Genomic DNA, 209 nt, shown 5'->3' on the forward strand with positions numbered 1-209 from the left:
AAAAAATCTCTGCAGGCTTGTAGCTCAGGTGGTTAGAGCGCACCCCTGATAAGGGTGAGGTCGGTGGTTCAAGTCCACTCAGGCCTACCAAATTTGCCACGCAAATTTGAAGAGATTTAACTACGATGGGGCTATAGCTCAGCTGGGAGAGCGCCTGCCTTGCACGCAGGAGGTCTGCGGTTCGATCCCGCATAGCTCCACCATCCTTT

The 209-nt window shown here is 53.1% G+C and carries 2 tRNA genes; both read left to right on the top strand.

The features are described from left to right. Positions 1-13 precede the first annotated feature (13 nt). Positions 14-90: transfer RNA gene (locus M8318_RS00005), tRNA-Ile, on the top strand. 37 nt (positions 91-127) lie between these two features. Next, positions 128-203: transfer RNA gene (locus M8318_RS00010), tRNA-Ala, on the top strand. Positions 204-209 lie beyond the last annotated feature (6 nt).

Origin of the sequence: Leclercia tamurae, assembly GCF_025566055.1 — a bacterium.
Classification (GTDB): Bacteria; Pseudomonadota; Gammaproteobacteria; order Enterobacterales; family Enterobacteriaceae; genus Enterobacter; species Enterobacter tamurae.